Source organism: Halolactibacillus halophilus (assembly GCF_900115605.1).
In the GTDB taxonomy this organism is placed as follows: Bacteria; Bacillota; Bacilli; order Bacillales; family Amphibacillaceae; genus Halolactibacillus; species Halolactibacillus halophilus.
The window spans coordinates 1-20,649 of sequence record NZ_FOXC01000010.1; the positions used below are offsets into that span (position 1 = coordinate 1).

A 20,649-nucleotide genomic window follows, 5' to 3' on the forward strand; every position below is an offset into this window, starting at 1 on the left:
CAGTAAAATAAGCGTGTGGAATACTTATATGTCACAACAAAAAAGGCCCCTTTTTGTTGTTCACGTGATGTTTTATTGAACAGCGGTGTTCCTTTAACAAAAGAGCCTTTTATTTTTTGAAGTGTCGTCAAGCGCGCCTTCGTCGCTTTTATTTTTCTTTTAATAGCGCTGATTTGTTCTTTTTTATTACGCATGTACACGTTCTTTAATTCTTTTTGTGCGGATAAAAGCGCGCGTCCTTCTTGAACAGCGCTGTTCGCATAATAATCATTTAATCCGTAACGTTGCTTTAAACGTTGATGGATGGAGACGGAACTTTTCGCTTTCGAGCCCCTAAGCTCGCGGACCTCCGCTTGATAGCGAAAATGTTTGGCTTGATTAAACACCCGAAGGATGTGAGCCATGGACATCACAAAATCATGGTCGATTTTATGCTTATATAAGCGATTTGAAAAAATGGTCTTCATGCCCATGATACACACCCTCTCTTTTTTTGTGACGGTTATTGTTAGTGCTTTAATTATACCATGTAGAATATATGTTTGTCACTTCAAAAATATTCAAAACAAACGATTCATCACCCACCTAGTGCTGACGCACTTGAGGAAGGTGTCTTCTCGCCTTAATACGATAAATCTTCTAAATAATAAGAATCACGATTATACCGATGATAGCAACTAACAATTGCATCGCATACGGCTGATTAAAAAAACGTATGATAGCATTCAACAAGACTCACCCGTTCTATTTAAGTACCTTTATCAATATTTACCCGCCCACCTGTCTTTTAACCACAATATTTCCTTGGTGAATGCCGGCTTAGAATCATTCTTTTACCTATTCACAGATTTTAAACCACAAAAAAAGTGTTAGTCGAACGTGACGTCATTCCAGACACACCCGTTGTGATTGAATATGCCTTAACTGATCAAGGTCGGTCAATGGAACCAATTTTAAAATCGATTGAACAATGGTGGATGTTGTTAAACGATTCGTACTTATTAGTAAAAAGCGTGAGCCATTTGAGTCATCCTCATTAGCTCACGCTTTGGTAGTTATTATACATACATTTTTAGTATGGAAATAATTTATATCATCTATTCCACTCTCTTAGATTTTAAAGCGTGGATTGCAAGAATCGGCTGGAATAACTCTTGATAAACAGCTAAAGCCTGACTATAACGTTCTACTTCCTTTTGATCCGGTTTAATACTTTGTTCCTTAGATGTTATGTCACTTTGAATATCCTTCATGTTGAGGATGACTGCTCCTAAACATGAACTTTCAATACGGTCACTTTCAATAAGTTCATGATTAAAAACATTCGCCGCAATTCGCTTCCATAAATCGGATTTTAAAAACCCTCCCGTCACTTTAATTGTTGAAATATCTCCTACTAAATTTGTGAGAACTTGATACACATCATAAATATTGTACATGACCCCTTCCATAACAGCTCTAACAAAATGACCTTTTATATGAATTGGCTTGATACCGATAAAATGGCCTGTTGCTGATGCATCCCAAAGAGGTGCACGTTCTCCATTTAAATAAGGGTAAAATAACACCCCATCAGATCCGGCAGATACTTCTTCAGCACGTGCATTTAACTCATCTAAATTAGTCGTCTCAAATAATGTTGAGAGCCACTCTAGTGTATTGCCCCCATTATTGACTGCGCCTCCAATGACCCACGTATCTTTCTTTAGATAATAACAAAACGTACGACCTTGATCATCTAATTTAATCTCATCACTAATAACTCGAATGGCACCACTCGTTCCAATAGTAAGCGCTGCTTCACCTTGATTTATTGCTCCAAGACCAACGTTTGATAAAACACCATCACTTGCCCCAATATGAATAGCCAAAGGATGATTGAATCCTAATTCTTCAAGTTCTTTTAGATTTTTTTCAGAAAATAAATAATTTGTATCAACTGGTTCAGACAATGACTCATAGTTAATGCCAACCATTTCTAATATGTCATCATCCCAATCTAATTGTTCTAAATTAAGTAATCCCGTCGCAGAAGCAATTGAATAATCAACTTTCCACTCACCTGTTAATTTATATGTGACGTATTCTTTTATTCCTACAATCTTTTTGGCTTCTTCTAAAATCCCAAGCTGAGTCTTTTTCAGCCAGATTAACTTACTAAATGGTGACATAGAATGAATGGGGGTTCCGGTGCGACGATAAATCCAGTCTAAGTCTCCTTCATTCCTCACTTCTTTTAAAGTACCGTTGGATCGGTTATCTGCCCATGTATATAGTGGCGATAAAGGTGTGTCATCATCAGAAATAAGTAAGACACTATGCATGGCACTAGATAAAGACAGTGATTGAATCTGACCTTTTATCTCAATATGTCGACCGATTATATCCTTAATTATTTTTTTAATCCCAAGATAAATCTCATCCGCTTGCTGTTCTGCCATCCCTAAATGATCACGATATGTGTTATTTTCTGTATAAGCACTATCAATAACTTCTAATCGTTCATTGTATAACACAATTTTACTATTAGTGGTTCCAATGTCTAAGCCCAATGTATATCTAGCGCTCAATAGACTGCCTCTTCTCAATTACCGCATGGCCGCCAAAACCTTGACGTAAAGCGGCCACAAGTTTTTCTCCGTATTTTTCTTGATCAAGTGACATAAATCTTACCATTAGTGCTTGAGAAATGACTGGCATAGGAACTTGTAATCTTAGCGCTTCTTCTACCGTCCATTTCCCTTCACCTGAGGACTGAATAACACCTTCAATCTCATCGATATTACCATTTTTAAATGCTTCTTCCATTAACTCCATCAACCAACTTCGAATCACAGAGCCATGATTCCAAACAGTAGCAACTTTCTCAAGGTCATATGAATATTCTGAGTGATTTAGTAAATTAAACCCTTCCCCAATCGCCTGCATCATACCATACTCCACACCGTTATGAATCATTTTTAAATAGTGGCCACTCCCAGCTGGTCCTGTATATAAGTAGCCCTTATCTACATTTATTTTTTGAAAGATATGTTCTATTTCTTTAAATGCTTGTTTGTCACCACCAACCATCATACAAGCACCCTTTCGAGCACCAGAAATACCACCAGAGGTCCCCACATCAAAAAAGTGAATACCTTGTTTTCCACACAGTTCCCCGCGGCGCTTGGAGTCCTCAAAGTGGGCATTCCCCCCATCAATTATTCGGTCACCTTTATTTAATTTATTTAATAATTTAGTGAAAGTTGCCTCAGTAATTTCACCCGCAGGAAGCATCATCCATACTGTTTTCGTCTCATCATCTAAATGATGTAATAACGCATCAATTGATGACGTGAATTGTATATTTGCCCCTTCCACTTCACCTTTCATTGTCTGGTCAATGTCATACCCATATACATCTATCTCATGATCATTCAGATTCTTTGCCAAGTTAAATCCCATTTTACCTAGACCTATCATACCTATTTTCATTTTGATACTCCTCGTGTTCTTTATAGTTAAGCCTTTGCCATGATCGATACTAAATGTCCTCTTCCCTTATTGGCACGTTTAAAGAAAGAGACCGCTTCACAAGAGGCCTCTTTCTTCATAATCAACCATCTAGCTTTAGCTTAATTCTGGCCAATAATCTTTATTTGCTTCGATTAGATCATCCAACACATCTTTTGCAACTTTTGCACTTGGGATCGTTTTAGAAAGTGTCAATGCTTGCCATAATTTTTGATAGCTACCTTCTATATAAGCTTCTACTACTAATTTCTCTACCGTTACTTGTTGGTACATTAAAGCCTGTTCAAAGTTGGGGATTTTCCCTTGAGCTAACGGTTCGACACCATCACTGCCAACGATACAAGGTACCTCAACCATGGCATCATCAGGGAAGTTTGCGATTGCCCCATTATTCTCAACAATCATCAACATTCGTTCATGCGTATTAAACGCAATCGCACGAGCAAGGTCGACAATAAATGAAGCATGGCTATCGATATGGAAATTACTATTTTCAGCTGTTCCTTTTTCAATAATTTCTCTTGCAGCTGTGAAGACTTGTTTCTCTCGCCCTTCCATCACTTCGTTTGCTCTCGTGAAGTCAGGATTTGAATGAGCCACTTCATAATCCGGATAGAGATAATATTTTAAATATGTGTTAGGCAAATATCTTGGATTAATCGCTAATAAATCTTTAGCTTTTTTGTGTGTTTCTTGCCAACTAGGATCCATGTGTTGTGTATCTACTTCAACTTGCGTTAAATAGCCATTTTCAGCAACATAGTCTTTAATTTCATCAAGATATTCATGACCTTCTTTATCTTTAACACTTGTCCACCAACCGAAGTGATTCAAACCAAAGTAACGCACTTCTAAATCCTGTGGCTGTTTATTAATAATTTGTGACATCCGTCTTAACGTTCCCACTGGCATATCACAGATATTTAACACTTTTGCATTTGGACGTAAAACACGACAGGCTTCAGCTACAATTGCAGCTGGATTTGAATAGTTTAACATCCAGCAATTTGGTGAGTACTTTTCCATATAATCAATAATTTCTAGCATACCTGTGATGCTTCTCATACCGTAAGCTATACCACCAGGACCACACGTTTCTTGTCCAATAACACCATGTCTTAGTGGAATCTTTTCATCTTTTTCACGCATGTTATATTGCCCTGCACGAATATGTGCCATACAGAAGTCACGATTAGTAAAAGCAACTTCTGGATTGGTTGTATAAGAAAACTTTAACTCTGGAGCTTGCTCTTTAATAAGAATACTGAGTGCTTCACCTAGCACCGCTTGTCGTTCTTTGTCATTATCATATAATACTAATTCACGCATAGGGAAACGATCACGGTTTTCTAACATCATCATAACAATCCCTGGTGTAAATGTACTTCCTCCCCCTGCAATTACAACTGAAAATTTCTTCATATTAAATCATTCCTTTCTTTTCTATTCTTCTGTTGTTTCTCTATTTAAAACATGATCAACGGATTTACGTATTTTTGTAACCTGCAAGCCGTAAACGACTTGGATATTCTCACCTTTTTTAATAACCCCGCTTGCGCCAGTTTCATTTTTTAACACTTGTTCATCGACATTTTCGGGATTATCTACTGTTAAACGTAATCGTGAATAACAGTTTGTGACCGTTTTAATGTTATTTTCGCCACCAAGTGCTTCCACAATAAGATGAGCAAGTCCAAGATCGGCTTCTTCATTATCCTTTTGTTCGCTATCATTTTTCGTCTTTTTTTCTTTATAGTCTTTTTTAGAGTATAATTTAGTTTCTTGATTACCTACTTCTCTACCAATCGTTTTAAAATTAAATTTCGTAATCAAGAATCTAAATAGGAAATAATAAATAACAAAGAAGATCAATCCAACAACAATGTACATCGGCCATACTGTTCTTTCTGTTCCTAATGGCACATTGTACAGGAGAAAATCGATAAATCCATTTGGGCCAATGGCTCTAACATTAAAGATATTTAGTACAACCATACTTAACCCGCTTAACACACCGTGTACAACAAACAATATCGGAGCAACAAACATGAAAGAAAACTCAATAGGTTCAGTGACACCAGCAATAAATGACGTCACGGCTGCTGGAATTAAAATAGCTTTGGCTTTAGCTTTATTTTCAGGTTTAGCTGTATGATACATCGCTAAACAGGCACCAATTAAACCAAACATTTTTGATATGCCCCGCGCATCCCAAATGACACTTGGCGCAAGTAATCCACCATTAGGGTTAGCAATCTCAGCGAAATAAATATTTCGGGCACCTTCAAACACTTCTCCAGCAACTTCGGCAACGCCTCCTAGCTCTGTATACAAGAACGGTGTATATACTAAATGGTGTAATCCTGTAGGAATCAATAGTCGTTCTAGTAATCCATATAAGAATATCCCAAAGTTACCACTTTGATTAATGAGTTCACCTAAATTACTGATTCCCATTTGGAAAAACGGCCATATGTAAGTGAATAAAATAGCTAAGATGACAACAACTGGAATAAGTACGATGAAGACAAAACGTGTACCTCCATAAATTTGAAAAGCATTATCAAATTCTTTTTCAGCATAGCGGTTATGGACAAAAGCTGTGACAATACCAAGGAAAATACCTAAGAACACGCCCATATCTAACACTTGCACTCCTAAAACAAGTGTTTGTCCGGTCCCTTGTAAATCCCCATCAACTAATATCCCTTGTAAATCCATAAAACGGTTCATTGCATTAATGAATACTAAATAACCCAGTACTGCAATAAAACCTGCTTCTGACTTTTTCTTTTTAGCAAGCCCTACGGCTAAACCAACCGCAAAGACAAGACCTAAATTTACTAAAATGGATACAAGTGATCCCGAAAGAATCGTACCAAACCCTGTAGTGATAGGATTGTCTAAAAACGGAATAACCTCGAGTAACCTTGCATTAGTGAATAGGTTCCCAATCGCAATTAAAATACCCGCAATAGGTAGTATTAATACTGGAATGAACATAGCTTTTGAAAAACGTTGCATAATTCCCATGACTTTTTCTTTCATTTCTATACCTCCAATGTTTAATAAGTTAACCTTAGTCTAGCGGGTTTACCTCGTTTAGAAAAGGCTTTCAAGCAATTGAAAAACGTGTTTCATCAAGATGAAACACGTTTCAGAGTATCTAAATTATTCTACTTCATGTATTTCTGTTAAATATCGACTCAACAAATACTCAATCAATAACAAGACAAAAGGGAAAAAAGTATTGGGTAACAGATTACGGTCATCTAGCTTATTTTGATCAGTAATCTTAAAATTTAATTCACTACACTCACCGATTCTATTAGGAATTTCCCTAGTAAAAGAGACAGAAAATATACCTTCTTTCTTAACAGCTTCCAGCTTTTCTAATACACTCTTGGTTTCTCCAGATTTTGAAAAACATACAAAGGCACCAATGTTTTTTATATTATTTTCTAATACACCTACAGAGTCTAATGTCGTAGCAATGATGACTTTCTTCCCGAGTAAAAGTAATTTTTTGTACATGTATTCAGCTGCAATTGATGAGAAGCCTGCCGCATAAATGAAAATAAAGTCTTGATCTAGACACAAAACCTTCTTTATGAATATATCCATATCTTCTACCGTATTGTATTGAAGTAATAACCCATGATCTAATTTAAAAAAGTCTAAATCATCTTCAATATATTCTGTTTTCGTATTAACCATCGGCAATAACTGATAGTATAAATCTATAAAGCCGTTGTAACCTAATTTCTTTGACAACCTTATTACTGTCGCTGGAGAGGTGTAGTTCTCCTTTGCTATTTGTCTAACGCCTTTTTGTAAGACGGTATCCATGTTACTTAAAATATACGTTAATAACTTTTCATCCAGATCGGTTAAGTCTTTCCCTTGCGTTATCTTATTTATATCTATCACATTTAGTCTCCTTCATGTAGATTTTTATTTTCCACTCTAACCATATCATCGTAGACCTTCGCCCATAATGAAATCGCTCTCACAAAAGCCTTTTTTAACAGCTCATACATTTTGATACTTATATACTAGCGCTATCATTTTATATTTGTCAATTTTATAATAATCGTTCTTCTGATATGATGGCTTATATACACAAATAATAGGAGGAGAACCATGACTACGATTATTTTTGATGTTGATGATACTTTATATGACCAAGCGTTATCTTTTCACGAGACATTTAAACAATTAATTAATGACACATACAGCTACGATCAAATAGATCGTATTTATCGCGCAAGTAGAAACTATAGTGAAACACTATTTGACCAAAGTGAACGCGGGGAAATTACTGTCCTTGATTGGCAAGTAGGGCGTTATAAATTAGCGCTTCAAGACTTTGGCATTGATATTGATGACGATCCAGCTCTAGAATTTCATAAGCAATATAAACGCGCGCAAGGAAAAATCACCCTTTTTCCAGAAGTCGAAACCTTACTTGATTATTTAAAAACTAAAGACGTGACGTTAGCTATTCTCACAAACGGAGAAGTCGCGCATCAGTCAATGAAGATTGATCAGCTACAGTTAGAAAAGTGGATACCAAAAGAAAACACCTTTATCTCAGGTACTTACGGGATTGCGAAACCCAATCCAGAAATTTTTCATATCATTGAAAACAAATTACCAACACAACCTGCGTCAACAATTTATGTGGGTGATTCCTTTGAAAAAGATATTATTGGAGCTAAACAAGCAGGGTGGGAAGCAGTATGGATGAATCACCGCCTGCGTCAGGCCAATCCAATGAGCCCTTATACGGCTGATAAAGAAATTATCAGTGCCGAAGCATTGTATCACTACTTTACACAACGCTTTAATTAATCTAGCTATTTCATTCGCCCCCTCCAACCACGGTGAGAATGATCATACGTTCGGCAGATTGTGTCGATATAGTAACTGATTCACCTTTATATTGATTATTAAAAAGGGCTTAGAATGGATATTTTCTACAAAAAGGTGTATTATTCGAATAAACATGTAACTATTTTAAAATGCCTCTAAACAATAAACTCACAATTTACCACTCAATGATAGGGGTTATCAGATTTCATCATAAAACTATTTTAGAAAGGAAAGATCACTATGACATCTTTATTTGAAGATATTAAGCAGCTTAAAGAACAATTTAAACAAAATGCGTCGGAGAAAAAACAGCAATTATATGCAAAGGCTACTAGAGAATTAGAGGAATCCCAAAAAGCCTTGGGGCTTGAAAAAGGTGATCAAGTACCAGAATTTCAACTCCCAGATGCTACAGGGGAAATTATTTCTATAATGGATACCCTTGAAGATGGACTGGTTATTCTGACATTTTATCGAGGTGGATGGTGCCCGTACTGCAATTTAGAGTTAAATGCGTATCAACGAGAATTACAAGCAGTTAAAGACGCAGGTGCTACATTAATAGCAATCTCTCCAGAAACACCTGATGCTTCTTTATCAACTAAAGAAAAAAACGCACTTGAATTTATAGTACTAAGTGATAAAGATAATATTGTTGCTAAGAAGTTCGATTTAGTTTTCTCCATGCCAGATTATTTGATTGAAATGTATCAGCAATCTGGATTAGATGTCGCAAGTCATAATGGCAATCAAGATTGGGAGCTGCCAAAACCAGCTACATTTGTCATTAACACTGCTGGAAAAATTGTTTTTGCGGAAGTGAATTCCGATTATACTCAGCGTACAGAACCTGCAAAGGTTATTGAAATCGCCTCAAAGTATTGAGATTTAAATAACCACATATACTATTAACTATCATTTCGAACTGCCCCCATAGATTAGCTTAACTGATCTACGGGGACGGTTTTATTGTTGTCTAATATTTGGTGTTGGTTAAAGGATGGTTTGTTCGCTATGACTTAACCATTTGGCTGAGACTGCCGATATAGTAGTTGTACTGCATTTATATTGACTATGCTTAAGGAGGACCAACATGCACAAACACAAATTAATGTTAGGTTTATCATTGATCACCCTCATCATTATGGGCACTGTACATATTCTCCATGCCTACAATTTAATTGAAATGGTGAATATGCACGGAGACATGATGACAAAACCTGACTACTTCAACTTTGTTTCAATGGTTTTTTTAACTATTCCCATTATTTTATTTATCATTTCTTTGATTTTATTTAAAGTAAAACCTGATCATAAAGCTCTCGCGCTTTTTGTAACGCTTACCTTAACCTTTGCGAGTATTTCAACGATTATGGGCGGGGAAGGCCGCGTGGAATACCACTTCTCTCTATTTATGGTTGTAGCGATGCTGGCATATTATGAACAGGTTACATTAGTTATCACGATGACAAGCATCTTTGTCATCCAGCATTTACTTGGTTTTTTTGTACCCGCCGTTACTGTCTTTGTCTATGGCGTTGATTCATACACTTTTGTGATGGTGTTGATTCATGCGGTCTTTTTACTTGTGACAGCCGGTGCAACTGTGATACAAATTCGTGCGAAGGAAAAACAAGTCCAATCACTCGAAGCCGTGAATGCTGACAATGAAACTATCTTTAAACGTGTCGTTGAACAATTATCAAATACGAGTAATCATGTCTACGATAGTGCGAAAGTGTTGAATACAAATAGTAAAGAAACACTGGCTGTATCTAGTGATATTACGACAGCGATTCAAGCTGTTAGAACAGGGGCTGATAAACAAATCACAGGGGCTGATTCTAGCATTGAAAAACTAGCCGATGTCACATCGGCCATTCATCATATCGCAACCAGCACCAGCTCAATCGTAGATGCGTCGCGCTTAATGATGGAGGAATCAAGTGAAGGCCATACGATGCTATCTGAGACAGCTAGTCAGATGAATAGTTTTAACACAAGTTTTAAGCAGCTATCTGAGATTCTAATATCACTGACAGAACGCTCAAAAAATATTGAAAACATTATTACGGTGATTACCGATATTTCAAATCAGACGAATTTACTTGCCTTAAATGCTGCGATCGAAGCCGCTCGAGCCGGAGAAGCGGGTAAAGGCTTTGCGGTTGTAGCTGATGAAGTAAGAAAACTAGCCGAACAAACAGAAAGTTCTGCCGAACAAGTCACGACGATTATTGCGGATATTCAAAAAGATGCCACTGAAGCCAATAACTCCATGGCCTCTGGTACAAGTGAATTATCTAAAACACAAGCGGCGATTCAAGGTATTCGTGATAAATTCGAAAAAATTATCACCGCTGCTAAAGACGTCGACCGTGAGGTCAACGAAACAGCCGCAACGACTGAAGAAATATCAGCAAATGCTGATGAAGTGTTACAAACCGTTGATCAATTAACGAAGATTGCCTCAGAAACTGCTAATTATGCCGAAGATGTTGAAACAAAAGTGACGCATCAAAATGACTTAATTAGTGAAACAAATAAGATGGCAGATTTCTTAAATCAACAAGTGGATCAGCTAAACAAATTAATTGTGGATTTAAAAGCGTCGTAAACGCAACTAGACACTCAATCGAAGTAACATTAATAGGTTGTTATGTTTGTTTCTATATGTGATAATCACAGTAGGAGTGATAAGATGAACCGGAAATTGTATCAATTGATTGTTTCTACTTTTCTAATTCTTTCACTGTATTTTTTGATTATCCAACGACATGTTTCTTTCTTCATCACAATAGTGGTTAGTTACGTTATTTTTGAGCTGTTGCTATATATGTTTGGAGTAAAGCGAAAGATGAACGAAAAGAACAAGTGAAAAAGTTAGATAGCACGCTAAAAACGCTCAGAAAATATTCTGAGCGTTTTTAGTTTGCTATTCACCATGTATGATAGGTCGAAACTCACAAATTTAAACAGTGACACATATTCGGTTCTTTCCTTTTCGTTTTGCTTCGTATAAAGCATGATCCGCGAATTTGAATAATTCTTTAAACGTCGTTGCTTCACTTATGATGGTATCGGTAACACCCATACTTATTTCTACCGGGATGATGACATTTTGTTGAGTGAGTGGTCGTTCTCTTAAGACGTCTTTTAATTGTTCGGCTTTTTTCTTACCGGTTTTGCTCGTGGTACCTTGTAAATATCATTTTTTTAAAAAGTTTATGCATTTGACTTTACAATTCAGGAACTTATGCCGATCAACCAAAATAAAAAACAACCCACCTTGGGCGGTTGCTTATTGTACTTATCGTTAACATTATTTTTGTAATTGGCCCTGTTTATGGCTTTTTCGGGGTACTAATTGCGACAGGCTTTTTAAGCCCCAGTCATTTGGGGCTTGTCTTTATTGTGGCGCACACCTGCACTGTTACTCACGGAGTTATCTTGGTTACTCATCGTGATTGGTACAACACTGATCGCCTCAAGCCTTTGGTATCTCCTGTCAAAAGGCAGTGTCATGTTGATTAAAAAATATAGTCAAGTCTTATCAGATTGGGTAAAGGGGTGAGGATGTTGAAAACAACAATGCGTTTAGGTCTACTGTTCATTATTTTAGGCATCTCCGGATTATATTTCTTCGGTGCTCCTTTTACCAGCTCTAGTGGTGAGACGACGATGAATGAAACTGACACAATCAATGATACGGTCGCTGATATTTATATTGAAGCAAGCGCCGGCTCTCTTATAGTTGAGCCGAGTTCAGATGACGATATTCATATCTTAGTTAGTGACAAAGATACAGCGGATTTATCCGTCCAATTAGAATCCGAACGATTATCGATCTTGCTCGACCAGGACCGAGTGTTTAACTTAAGTCGTTTTAATCTCTTCGGTAGTCACCGACCGCAACTGATTATCACTTTACCAGAAGAAGTGTATAACCAGCTAAATATAAAGCTAGCAGTTGGTGACATCGATATAGACGGGGTTCAAGTCGATAGCCTTACTGCAAAAAACAATGTCGGAGCCGTCACTGTGTCTCAAACTAAAACGGATACGGCTTCTGTTGAGATAAACATTGGTCAGATATCTGTATCTGGTGGTATGGGTGAGTGGTTAGCTACGACAGATATCGGTGAAGTCGACCTTCAGTTATTGCGTTTTGAAGAAGACATAACAGCTGAAGTTGCACTTGGAGCAATTAATATTATGACTGAAACAATGCCTAAAGACTATAATATAACGCTTGATGTCGATTTAGGCGAGATCCAAACTGAAGGTTTGAACACTGCTGATGTTGACACGATTCAAGTGTGGCAAAGCAGGATAGGGACAAACGGTCCAAAGTTAGACGCAAGTGTTGACTTGGGTCAGATCTCACTTGAATATCATTAATCTTAAAACGCGCCTTCTGATTATCCAGAAGGCGCGTTTTCTCTATAAGCATCAATAGATGATTCATGTTACCTAGTTTATGATCTAAACACTATCCTTTAAATTCAGCTACTAAGCCTTGCGTTGACTTCTTCGCATCACCAAACAACATCCGGGTATTGTCATTAAAGAAGAGTGGATTATCAATTCCTGCAAAACCAGGCTTCATGGAACGTTTCATCACAATGACCGTGCGAGCTTTATCGACATCAATCACGGGCATACCATAAATCGGTGATGTCTCATCCGTTCTCGCGGCTGGGTTAACGACGTCATTAGCCCCAATCACAATCGCAATATCAACGTTTTCAATATTTGGATTAACATCATCCATTTCTTTGAGCTGTTCATAAGGCACGTTCGCCTCTGCGAGTAAAACGTTCATATGCCCAGGCATCCGACCTGCGACTGGATGGACGGCGAAGTTCACTTCCGTACCATTAGCTTCTAATTGATCGGCTAGTTCTTGGATAGCGTGTTGTGCTTGAGCAACAGCCATACCGTATCCAGGGACAACAAGGACATTGCTTGCCGCTTCAAGCATTAGGTAAGCATCTTCAACAGATACTGGATTTGCTTCACCTTGAAAGCCACCGCCCGCACTTGACTTACTAGCGCCAAAGCCACTAAACAAGACATTTGTTAATTTACGGTTCATTGATTTACACATAATATTCGTTAGAATAATCCCACTTGAGCCAACAAGAGCCCCGGCGACGATTAAGACGTTATTTGAAATAACAAAACCAGCCGCACACGCCGCCATCCCACTAAATGAGTTAAGCAGTGAAATAACAACTGGCATGTCCCCACCACCGATAGGAATAACAAAGGTAATCCCTAAAATACAAGCGACCAGAATCGTTGCGATCACTAACAGGTAACTATCTATACTCAATGACTCGCGTAAAGGACCAAATAATGCCGCTGAACCGATAATTAATGCGACTAGCAGCACATTAACAAATTGTTGCCCAGGGTATTGAATGGCTTTACTTGGGAGTTTTCCCGATAATTTACCCCAAGCAACAAGTGACCCGGTAAATGTTGCCCCTCCAATCACAATAGTGAGAATAATGATAAGTAAAGATAAGACATCCGCATCCATATACGTATTAGTAACAGTATAGCGATGATATTCTGACCAACCAACGAGTAAACTAGCCGCGCCACCAAAACCATTAAATATAGCGACCATCTCCGGCATCGCCGTCATCGCCACAAGCCTTGCGGCCATCGCACCAACGATTGAACCGGCAATCATACCAATCGCAATCCACTGCCATTCTAAAACACTTTGGCTGACAAGTGCGGTCACAATTGCAATCAACATCCCAACAGCTGAGACAAGGTTCCCTTTTCTCGCTTGGTCAGCTTTTCCTAACATTTTTAATCCGAAGACGAAGAAAATAGCTGAAATAATATATAATCCATTAATGATAGCTTCACTCATGACACGTGGTCCTCCTTCTTACCTGTATTAAACATCGATAACATTCGGTCGGTGACCATATACCCACCAACGACATTAATCGTCGCAAAAAACACCGATAGCGTTCCTAAGATGATTGTCATCGTATCACTACTAACAACAAAAGCCCCAGACAAGCTAAGAATCGCCCCGACAACAGTAATGCCAGAGATCGCATTAGAGCCTGACATTAGCGGTGTATGTAGTTGTGCTGGTACTTTAGAAATAAGTTCAAAACCTAAAAATGAAGCCAATATTAAAACAAACACGAGCATCATACCCATTAGTTACCCTCCATAAATTTCTTTTAGTCGTTCGTTTACTACTTGAGCGTCTTTCACAACGAGACAGCCATTCATAATCTCATCTGATTGATCGAGTGATACGGTTTTTGTTTCTTGGTCATAGAAATGTGAGATTAAGTGATACAAGTTACTCGCATACATACTAGAAGCGTCATAGGCGACTTCACCTGGTAAGTTATCCAACCCAACAATATCAACACCATTTACAGTGACGGTATCATCAACAACAGTCCCTTCGACATTCCCGCCACAACTGGCCGCTAAATCGATAATAACCGTGCCGTCACGCATACCTTTTAATATATCATCCGTTACGATAACGGGTGCTTTTCTACCGAAGAGTTTGGCCGTGGTAATCACTAAATCTGCATTCATACAACTTTTAGCCATTGCTTGTTGTTGGATTTTTAGTTGTTCTTCGGTTAAAGCATTGGCATAACCATCTTTATTTTGACCAGTTTCACCTAAATCGACTTTAACAAATTTCGCGCCAAGAGAGGTGACTTGTTCTTCAACAACTGGTCTGGTGTCAAAGGCTTCAACACGCGCACCGAGACGTTTAGCTGTCGCAATCGCTTGAAGACCGGCAACACCTGCGCCAATTACAAACACTTTCGCCGGTGGAATTGTCCCAGATGGGGTCATCATCATCGGGAAGATGCGGTCTAATTTATTCGCACCGAGAATAACGGCGACGTATCCCGCAAGGGAGGCTTGTGAACTGATCGCATCCATTTTCTGTGCGAGGGTTGTCCGTGGTAACATCTCCATACTGATCGCATTCACACCACGTGCTTGTAGTGCTTTAATCCGCTCCGTGTCGTTATACGGATCTAAAAAGCTAATGCATAACGCCCCTTGTTTCATTTGTTTAATATCCTCAGGTAATGGGGCATTTACCGATAAAAAGATATCGGCAGTCGCCAACAACGCTTGCCTACTCTCTACGACTTCAGCTCCCGCCTCTTCGTAAGTTTGGTCAGTGATCATAAGTGATAGCTGACTTTCTACTGCCACCTCAATCCCTTCCAGATGACATAGTTTCTTAACCGCATCAGGTACTAACGCGACGCGTGGTTCACGACTTTCTTTTAACGTAACGATTTTCATGGGCTCTGTTCCTTTCTGGTGATTGCTCTGTTAACTGTTCCTTTACTTTTTATACCTTTAAATAATAAAACGCAGAATTTTCAGTCAATTAAATGTAATTTAACATTATCGTATTAGGAAGTCAATACAGTAAGCCGTAGATATTGTGAATGTTTGAGCGAAAATTCAGTTTTTAATTAACATTAGCTATTGACAATGATAATCATTATCAATTATAATATCGATGACTTACTAAACAAATAAACTAAAAAGGATGCGAGAACATATGACTTTTGATTTATGGACTTTTCTTTTAGAGAATCTTGGCGCGGCTGGGGTGATCGGTGGGTATATTTCTATTTCAATTATCGGTGTTAGTTTCATAACATTTGCGACTAAAGGGAAACTATCAGGTAACAAACAGTTAGGACCTGACTGGGCCCATCCAGTTATAGGTGCCCTTTTAGGTGCCATTCCTGGTTGCGGAGCAACCATCATTGTCTCTTCGATGTATAAAAACCAAAAAATATCATTGGGTGGTTTGGTCGCTACTTTTATTGCAACTTTAGGTGAAGGCTCGTTTGTTTTATTAGGTGCTTCTGATGAAGCAAGTGTAACAGCGAACTTGAGCGCCTTTGTCTTTGTGAACGTCATCGGTATTATCGTAGCGCTGATCTCAGGTTATCTTATTGATGCTTTTGGTATAAGATTCAGCACTCGCGAGATTCCCGCTCCACATCTGGAAGAGCGTTGTCATTCTAAGCAAGTGACACGCGTTGTTCATCGATTCATCGAACAGATTGGCTTTTACATTATAATTGCTATGGCGATTTTCTTGCTGCCTGGATCAATCGCTGCCTTTTGGGGCGGAGAAATAGCTGGCTATGATGATGTAGCTGAATGGGTGGCTGTAGCCCTTACAGCTTTTTCTATCCTGTATTTCTTTGTTTATAAATTTAGCTATAAAGGACATAATTGTGCCTGTAATAGCAGTGCGAAATCAACTTTGTTACATGCTGTATCTGATATCGCAACTGTTATTGTCTATGTGTTCATCGGTTTATTCATTGCTAACTATATTATTGACGTTGTCGTAGGAGTAGAAACATTCGATATGTGGATGACCTCATCTGCATTCATTGTTGTCATCATTGCCGCGATCATTGGGGCAACGCCTGGTTGTGGTGGTATGATTTCTGTTACTGTCGCCTTCACAACAATCAATAACTTTCCAATCGCAGCTCTAGTCGCTGCCGCGATTGCCACAAGTGGCGATGGTATTTTTCCACTATTTGCAGCAAATAAAAAAGATGCCTTACTGATTACAGGGCTTAGCCTAGTAATCGCACTTATTGTTGGTTATGTTCTACTAGCGTTAGGCATTCAACTATAAGATTTATCAACAGACCTAGTTATGCAAGCATTCGTTTAAATGCTTGCGATGCGATACATTGCCTCGCAATGATTAATGGTAACTAATCAAAAAAACAAAAAATGATTTAATTAAATAGCCGAACACCAATAGACATACCTCTATTGATGTTCGGCTATTTTTAACTACTATGCTATTTTTAATCAGGTTTTTGAAGGGTTACTTTCCATCATGCCCTTCTGTTTCATTTTAGATGGGGAATTCATCGCTCGGAACTACTTTTAAATGCAAATGTTGTATAACTAATGTATAATTATTATACAACAAGGGAGGAATGTATATGACATGTGCACTCGTTTGGTTTCGCAATGATTTACGCGTCCATGACCATGAGCCTTTATTAAGAGCGGCTCAATCAGGGTTACCTGTCGTTGGCGTGTATTGTTTTGACCCGAGACATTTTCAACCAACAACGTTTGGTTTTCCTAAGACTGGCGCACATCGCGCCCACTTTCTAATTGAAAGCATCGAGAACCTCAGAGACAGTATGAACAAGATTGGATTGTCACTCATTGTTAAAGTAGGGAAGCCTGAAGAAGTGATTCCTGAACTATCAGAATCTCTTGATATTCAAGCTATTTATTACCATCATGAAATTGGAAGTGAAGAACAAGAGGTTGAACATTCCGTCAAGAAAAACATACCATCACGTAACTTTTTTTCTTATACCGGACACAATTTATATCATGTGGACGATTTACCCTTTACAATTGATGAGCTCCCGGATGTTTATACCAGCTTTCGTAAACTGATTGAAAAAGAGGCGCAAGTGCGCCCGGTGTTACCAACGCCAATGAAGGTCGCTGGTGTGCCGGTAACGTCCGAAGGAAGGATTCCATCTGAATATGATTTAGGAGTTGGTGCAGCGCCTGAAACAATTATTTATCACGGAGGATCAAAAGAAGGAAAAAAGCGGTTAAGGCATTACTTCTATGATACCGACCGAATTAGCACTTATAAAGACACGCGCAACGGGATGCTAGAGCTGGATGACTCATCGAAGTTGTCACCTTATTTAGCTCATGGGTGTTTATCTCCGCGCTTTATCTATTGGCAACTGAAGCGTTATGAAAACGCGCGCGTCAAAAATAAGTCAACGTACTGGCTGTACTTTGAACTGTTATGGCGTGATTATTTCTACCTCGTCCATCTAAAATTTAAAAATAAACTGTTTCACCAAGACGGCTTATTCGGACTGTCCATGCCCTGGTCAGCGGATGAAGAAAAGATTCAAGCCTGGATTCATGGCAAAACAGGGTATCCCTTAGTCGATGCCAACATGATTGAGCTGAAAACGACCGGGTATATGTCTAACAGAGGCAGACAAAACGTTGCTAGTTTTTTAACTAAAAACCTTGGCATTGACTGGCGAATTGGCGCTGCCTGGTTTGAATCATGTTTAGTCGATTATGATGTATCAAGTAATTATGGGAATTGGTGCTACAGCGCGGGAGTTGGAAATGACGCCCGTGGTTTTCGAATATTTAATGTCACAAAGCAAGGGAAAGATTATGATCCAAAAGCTGATTACGCCAAACACTGGCTCCCAGTACTTAAAAACATCCCATCGTCACGCGTCTATGATGTCCCTACATTTACAGCTTTCGAATGGGCTGAATATGAACTGACATTGGGTGAAGACTATCCAGAGCCGCTGGTTGATTTAACTGAATCGGCTAGAAAACAACGCGCGCGATACGAACAAGCAGAGCGAAAGAAGGGAACGTAAATGAAGACATTATGGCTATTTGGGAATCAATTATCAACATCACTTAAAGGCTTATCTCAAATTAATCAAACAACCGACCAGGTTCTCCTCATTGAGGCCAAATCACGCGCTGTATGGAAAGATTATCACAAGAAGAAGCTGGTCTTAATTTTCTCAGCAATGCGTCATTTCGCACGTGAGCTGAGGGCTTTAGGGTATCAAGTCGATTACCGAGAAGTCGACAGTTTCCAAGAAGGATGGGACGCACACGTAAAAGACTATCAACCTGCTGAAGTCATCCTTCATTTACCTACAGATCAATCGATGCGCCAGTTACTCCGAAAATGGAAAGCTAGACAAGAAGAACAAGGCAGACATGTCACGACCCTTGAAGCGTCGCTGTTTATAACTAAAGAAGCTGACTGGGAAGTGTTACTACCAGGAAATAAAGCGTGGAAGCTAGATAACGTGTACCGTCACTTGCGAAAAAAGTTCTCAATCTTAATGGATGGGAACCAACCCATCGGCGGAAAATGGAGTTATGATAGTGAGAATCGTAAACCACCTAAAAAGGGATTACAGTTTGTCGAACCGCTGCTCTTTTTACCCGATGAACAAACAAGGGCTGTGATTGCTAAAGTTGATCAAACATTTCCTATGAATCCCGGTACAACACAAAACTTTACTTTACCAGTAACGAGAAAACAAGCACAAGAAGCCGCTGAGCATTTCATCCAAATGCGGTTAGCCACTTTTGGTGATTATCAAGATGCAATGATCGAAGGGGACCCGTACATGTCTCATTCACTCATATCTAGTGCTCTTAATATTGGTTTACTGGACCCGCTTGAGATGATTCATCAAGCAGAGCAAGCTTATCATGATGGATTAGCTCCACTCGCCGCTGTTGAAGGGTTTATTCGCCAAATCCTTGGCTGGCGTGAATATGTGCGTGGCGTTTATTTACTTAAGATGCCTGAGTATAAAGATGTTAATTTTCTTAAGCATAAACGCCCTTTACCTCGCCTATATTGGGACGGTGAAACGAAGATGAATTGCCTTCACCAAACCGTAACGGAAGTCATAGAATATGGTTACAGTCATCACATTCAACGGTTAATGGTACTTGGCAACTTTGCCAATTTAGCACAAATCAACCCGCAAGACGTATCCGAGTGGTTCAACACGATGTATACCGATGCCCATGACTGGGTCGTGTTACCGAATGTGTTAGGGATGGCACTCTATGCCGACGGGGGATTAATGTCAACAAAACCTTATGTCTCATCAGGTCAATATATTAACAAAATGAGTAATTACTGCAAAGGATGCTACTTTAATGTAAAAGAAAAAACAGGCGAACGCGCCTGTCCATTTAACTCCCTCTATTGGGATTATTTAATGGTACATGAAGATGTTCTTGCCAGTAACCCCCGCATGAAAATGATGTACCGATTACTTGAGAAAAAATCAGCTGAAGAAAAGGCAGAACTAAAAAACCAAGCAAGGTTACATTTAGAACGTCTTGAACAAGGACAATTATAATCAGTCTTTCCTTCTCTATTACTCGGTTTTAAAATGACTTTATAAAGATTGAATCATCTAACCATGGCATGTAAAAAGAGCGATTATCTGGGTGACGTTCTTTAAAAACTTGGTACAATGTTATAGCGACCGAAACAGATGGATTTTTTTGTATCTTAATCAAAAAGTATGAGAAAATGTCAATGTTCTATCGCTAATACATGGTGACATAATAGGGATCATTTTAAAAAATCTTTTTCATAACACATAAGCACCTTCTTTTTATTTAAGA

Annotated in this window: 17 protein-coding genes and 2 pseudogenes; 9 read left to right on the forward strand and 10 right to left on the reverse strand. The window is 38.7% G+C overall.

Going from position 1 to position 20,649, the window contains the following annotated elements:
- Positions 1 to 473, reverse strand: a pseudogene (locus BM098_RS05105) (hypothetical protein); the annotation flags it as partial.
- 393 nt (positions 474 to 866) lie between these two features.
- Between BM098_RS05105 and BM098_RS05110 the strand changes: the two are divergent.
- On the forward strand, positions 867 to 1,040 hold the full coding sequence (locus BM098_RS05110; RefSeq protein WP_089831096.1) for a winged helix-turn-helix transcriptional regulator: 174 nt from the start codon (positions 867 to 869) through the stop codon (positions 1,038 to 1,040).
- Between the two features lie 57 nt (positions 1,041 to 1,097).
- Here BM098_RS05110 and BM098_RS05115 read toward each other — a convergent pair whose 3' ends face one another.
- The 5 genes from BM098_RS05115 to BM098_RS05135 form a co-directional block, all read right to left on the reverse strand.
- Positions 1,098 to 2,570, reverse strand: coding sequence for a gluconokinase (locus BM098_RS05115; RefSeq protein WP_159430113.1), 1,473 nt, complete (start codon positions 2,568 to 2,570; stop codon positions 1,098 to 1,100).
- Complete coding sequence (gene gnd, locus BM098_RS05120; protein ID WP_089831102.1) at positions 2,560 to 3,474, reverse strand: phosphogluconate dehydrogenase (NAD(+)-dependent, decarboxylating); 915 nt, start codon at positions 3,472 to 3,474, stop codon at positions 2,560 to 2,562. Before gnd ends, BM098_RS05115 begins: the two co-directional genes overlap by 11 nt.
- Before the next feature lie 135 nt (positions 3,475 to 3,609).
- On the reverse strand, positions 3,610 to 4,935 hold the full coding sequence (locus BM098_RS05125) for a 6-phospho-alpha-glucosidase (protein WP_089831104.1): 1,326 nt from the start codon (positions 4,933 to 4,935) through the stop codon (positions 3,610 to 3,612).
- 21 nt (positions 4,936 to 4,956) lie between these two features.
- Positions 4,957 to 6,561, reverse strand: a complete 1,605-nt coding sequence (locus tag BM098_RS05130; protein WP_089831106.1) for a PTS transporter subunit EIIC — start codon at positions 6,559 to 6,561, stop codon at positions 4,957 to 4,959.
- Positions 6,562 to 6,684: 123 nt separating this feature from the next.
- On the reverse strand, positions 6,685 to 7,443 hold the full coding sequence (locus BM098_RS05135) for a MurR/RpiR family transcriptional regulator (RefSeq protein ID WP_089831108.1): 759 nt from the start codon (positions 7,441 to 7,443) through the stop codon (positions 6,685 to 6,687).
- 213 nt (positions 7,444 to 7,656) lie between these two features.
- Here BM098_RS05135 and BM098_RS05140 point away from each other — a divergent pair, with 213 nt between their 5' ends.
- The 3 genes from BM098_RS05140 to BM098_RS05150 all read left to right on the forward strand — a co-directional run bounded on the left by BM098_RS05140 (position 7,657) and on the right by BM098_RS05150 (position 11,005).
- Positions 7,657 to 8,367: an HAD family hydrolase gene (locus tag BM098_RS05140; RefSeq protein ID WP_089831110.1), complete on the forward strand. Its 711-nt coding sequence runs from the start codon at positions 7,657 to 7,659 to the stop codon at positions 8,365 to 8,367.
- Positions 8,368 to 8,628: 261 nt separating this feature from the next.
- Positions 8,629 to 9,273 carry a peroxiredoxin-like family protein gene (locus BM098_RS05145; RefSeq protein WP_089831112.1) on the forward strand — a complete coding sequence of 215 codons (645 nt, stop codon included), beginning with the start codon at positions 8,629 to 8,631 and terminating at the stop codon, positions 9,271 to 9,273.
- A gap of 208 nt (positions 9,274 to 9,481) precedes the next feature.
- A complete protein-coding gene (locus tag BM098_RS05150) occupies positions 9,482 to 11,005 on the forward strand; it encodes a methyl-accepting chemotaxis protein (protein WP_089831113.1) in 1,524 nt (507 codons plus the stop codon).
- 354 nt (positions 11,006 to 11,359) lie between these two features.
- Here the strand turns inward: BM098_RS05150 and BM098_RS13325 are convergent.
- Positions 11,360 to 11,581, reverse strand: a pseudogene (locus BM098_RS13325) (GGDEF domain-containing protein); the annotation flags it as partial.
- 210 nt (positions 11,582 to 11,791) lie between these two features.
- Here BM098_RS13325 and BM098_RS13410 point away from each other — a divergent pair.
- Both BM098_RS13410 and BM098_RS05160 read left to right on the forward strand, forming a co-directional pair.
- Positions 11,792 to 11,962: a hypothetical protein gene (locus BM098_RS13410; protein WP_234987417.1), complete on the forward strand. Its 171-nt coding sequence runs from the start codon at positions 11,792 to 11,794 to the stop codon at positions 11,960 to 11,962.
- A 5-nt stretch (positions 11,963 to 11,967) separates the two neighbouring features.
- Positions 11,968 to 12,789, forward strand: coding sequence for a DUF4097 family beta strand repeat-containing protein (locus BM098_RS05160; protein ID WP_186819685.1), 822 nt, complete (start codon positions 11,968 to 11,970; stop codon positions 12,787 to 12,789).
- Between the two features lie 91 nt (positions 12,790 to 12,880).
- On the opposite strand, the gene BM098_RS05165 is transcribed toward BM098_RS05160, so the two are convergent.
- Genes BM098_RS05165 through BM098_RS05175 form a run of 3 tightly spaced genes read right to left on the reverse strand, consistent with a single transcriptional unit; the run spans position 12,881 to position 15,714 of the window.
- Positions 12,881 to 14,281, reverse strand: a complete 1,401-nt coding sequence (locus tag BM098_RS05165; protein WP_089831118.1) for an NAD(P)(+) transhydrogenase (Re/Si-specific) subunit beta — start codon at positions 14,279 to 14,281, stop codon at positions 12,881 to 12,883.
- Positions 14,278 to 14,583, reverse strand: a complete 306-nt coding sequence (locus BM098_RS05170) for an NAD(P) transhydrogenase subunit alpha part 2 (protein WP_089831119.1) — start codon at positions 14,581 to 14,583, stop codon at positions 14,278 to 14,280. Before BM098_RS05170 ends, BM098_RS05165 begins: the two co-directional genes overlap by 4 nt.
- 3 nt (positions 14,584 to 14,586) lie before the next feature.
- Complete coding sequence (locus tag BM098_RS05175; RefSeq protein ID WP_089831121.1) at positions 14,587 to 15,714, reverse strand: NAD(P) transhydrogenase subunit alpha; 1,128 nt, start codon at positions 15,712 to 15,714, stop codon at positions 14,587 to 14,589.
- 265 nt (positions 15,715 to 15,979) lie between these two features.
- Between BM098_RS05175 and BM098_RS05180 the strand changes: the two genes are divergently transcribed.
- From BM098_RS05180 to BM098_RS05190, 3 genes are all read left to right on the forward strand, one after another.
- Positions 15,980 to 17,086, forward strand: coding sequence for a putative manganese transporter (locus BM098_RS05180; protein WP_159430115.1), 1,107 nt, complete (start codon positions 15,980 to 15,982; stop codon positions 17,084 to 17,086).
- A 319-nt stretch (positions 17,087 to 17,405) separates the two neighbouring features.
- Complete coding sequence (locus tag BM098_RS05185; RefSeq protein WP_200795833.1) at positions 17,406 to 18,854, forward strand: DASH family cryptochrome; 1,449 nt, start codon at positions 17,406 to 17,408, stop codon at positions 18,852 to 18,854.
- Entirely contained in the window at positions 18,855 to 20,378 is a 1,524-nt protein-coding gene (locus BM098_RS05190; RefSeq protein WP_089831128.1) for a cryptochrome/photolyase family protein, read from the forward strand.
- Positions 20,379 to 20,649: the final 271 nt, after the last annotated feature.